Source organism: Stieleria mannarensis, assembly GCF_014154935.1.
GTDB classification, from domain to species: Bacteria; Planctomycetota; Planctomycetia; order Pirellulales; family Pirellulaceae; genus Stieleria; species Stieleria mannarensis.
In genome coordinates this window covers 1-2,515 of the sequence record NZ_JACEHH010000121.1, presented here as the reverse complement: position 1 = coordinate 2,515, position 2,515 = coordinate 1, and the positions used below count along the sequence as shown (strand labels likewise).

The 2,515-nt window shown below is 54.3% G+C and carries 2 protein-coding genes; both read left to right on the top strand.

All coding sequences use genetic code 11. From position 1 onward, the window contains the following. On the top strand, window positions 1-1,066 hold a 1,066-nt coding region (locus H1B37_RS32585; RefSeq protein ID WP_182871447.1), incomplete at its 5' end, for an RHS repeat domain-containing protein. Window positions 1,067-1,091: 25 nt separating this feature from the next. Then, window positions 1,092-1,643 (top strand): hypothetical protein, encoded by a 552-nt coding sequence (locus H1B37_RS32580; RefSeq protein ID WP_182871446.1) that lies wholly within the window; start codon window positions 1,092-1,094, stop codon window positions 1,641-1,643. Window positions 1,644-2,515: the final 872 nt, after the last annotated feature.

The window sequence follows — 2,515 nt, the reverse complement described above, 5'->3', positions numbered from 1 at the left end:
TAAACCGTGCGCCGATTTAAAATCAAACCGTAGCTGCAAAACGCTTCGTCAACCAAACTGCTCGCCCGGCAAAACACGACTTGAAAGCGACCTGTCCATTGCAAACTTCGCCTCTCGCTACGTCCGCACCCAACAGTACAGCGTCACCGCGCTGACGGATTCGAGTGGGGCGATTAAGGAACGCTACGCGTATGATGCGTATGGCGGGCTGTCGATCTTCGATGGGAGTGGGACGACGAGGACGTCAACAACGGAAGGAAACCGCTACACCTTCACGGGCCGCGAGTGGGAGGAGGAGCTTAAGCTGTATCACTATCGCGCTCGGATGTACGACGCGTTGGCTGGGCGATTCTTGAGCCGTGATCCGATCGGGTATCGCGACGGACTCAGCGTGTATCAGTTCCTTGACTGTGCGCCGTGTAGTCTTGTCGATCCTTCTGGCTATCTATGTGGAGAGCCTTGGGAGTCACTGGGCTTTCGGGGACTTATAGACAAGGGAGATATTGGGGGCATGCCTTGGCAAAGAGCGTCCCTGAACAACATGAATGCTCATGGCTTCACAAACGTCTTTGTCGATGCAAAATGCAACTGCATGGAGTGTTGTGATGGATGGTATATCGAAAAGGTCAATGTCGATGTAAGCATCTGGATCTTACTTGATATCACCGCGATCTTGGCCGACGGTGGAGTTTGGGATTACACAGGCCCTAACACCTTAAGTGTCGAGGGGGTGTACGGCCATGAGCAGCGACATGTTTCACATATGATGGATGTTGCATCAAACCTCTTCGAAAACGAAATGAGTCGGATCGGCCGCGATGGTAACCGCACGACAAATTACGGCAAGGGCACGAGCGGCGGACTAGCGTGTATCCGAGCTTGTAAGAGCCTTACCACGCGAATCAAGACAACCTGGCAAACAGCCTTAGGGCTGATCGCAGGGCATGCGGAATACCCGCGTCCGCGACGAGACGAATTGATGCCGCCAATTGGAATCATGCCAGGTTCTCCGGAAGGTGAATACCCAAACATCGGCATGCCTTTGCCAGCACTGCCGACCGAATAACCCCTCGCCTCAGGAACGTATACTCATGACTGCACCAAAAGAATTCTACTTGCTCGCAATTGGCGTTGCGTTCTCTATCGTAAATCCGATAGCCAACGCGGCAGATGATCACCGCTACGCGAATGCCGTTCCCTACCGCCAAGCAGACGCTACCAAAAATGTACCGGAATCTGATGCTGAGAGGCGACTTGAAAGAAGCCTTGCACGTCATCAATTCTGTCAATCAATTTCACTTGATAAGGAAGAACTGACAATTGTTGGCTTGCGTATTTCGCAGAGCATCTCCGTCAGCTTCATCATCGACAAAAGGCAGAGCGGAAACGATATGCTGTCGAAATCGGAAGAGCAGATTCTTAAACGATGGGTCGCAATGCAACTCGCGTTACACCAAGACAGGGTAGCGACCTACCGAAACAACAAATATGATTTGCTCGCACCACGAGTCAACCAAGAACGACCAACGTTCGGATGCTGGGAAGTACTGGACCATGCAGATGTGGAAGACGCGTCTAGGAGATTAAACAATCAAGAACAGCTCGGAGTCTCAAACAAAGAGAAAAATGACACTTCTCGGTGAACGCCACGTGACGAATCAAAGGGGACGGGGGGCGTAAAGGCAGTGCGTCTATGTCGGAGTGTGCGGATAAAGCGAGACGAGAGGGCAGGGCGTCCTTGATTGAGAGCGGCGGACGAATGACTTGACCACACAACTGTTTCGACTTCCGCCGTAATGGATGGCTCGTCAGCTTCACTATGCCTGGCGGTCACGACGACCGCCACATCCTCCGCACGATGCCGGCATGATGGCTACGGTCCACTTGGCTTCGGGCGTCGGTCTTCGGCATGAAAAAAGAGCGATAGCGCAAAGCGATCATGGACGTCGCGCCTGACCACCCGCCGGTGGCAGGGATGCCAGGAGAACACGACGGGCCATGTAAACGGGAAAGGAACTTAGCAGGGTGAAGTGTGAAGAGTGAAAACGAAGCAGGTGGAGCATGCAGCAGGGAAGATCCCGTGATGGCCCGTCGTGTTCGACCGCAGCGAGGGAGGGACCGACCGAGCGGAGCCGGCGGTGTCACCGGCAGGGCCAACGTCGTAGCGAAGGATGAGCGGAGACGGAAGAGAGCGGTTGCGATGACGCGGGTTAGCAGTTAGCCGGCTAGCGGTTAGCAAGAGAGGAGAGATAGAACACACATCAACACAGCGAACGACGCCCGCCGGGACCGAGGCAAAGCGACGGGCCTGCGTTGGTGACGGACGAATCAAATGGAAAGCCATCACAAATGACAAATAAGTCATGGGTTGTGGCTGGTCGTGCAAGCCCCGTCGCGGGATGCCGATAAGAACAGCATGAGGCAGGATGCCGAATTCCTTATCTAGAAGGGCGAAAGTGACCGCGACGAGCGACAGCGAGGTAAGCTGGGAACGAGCCACTCGGTAAACCATCAT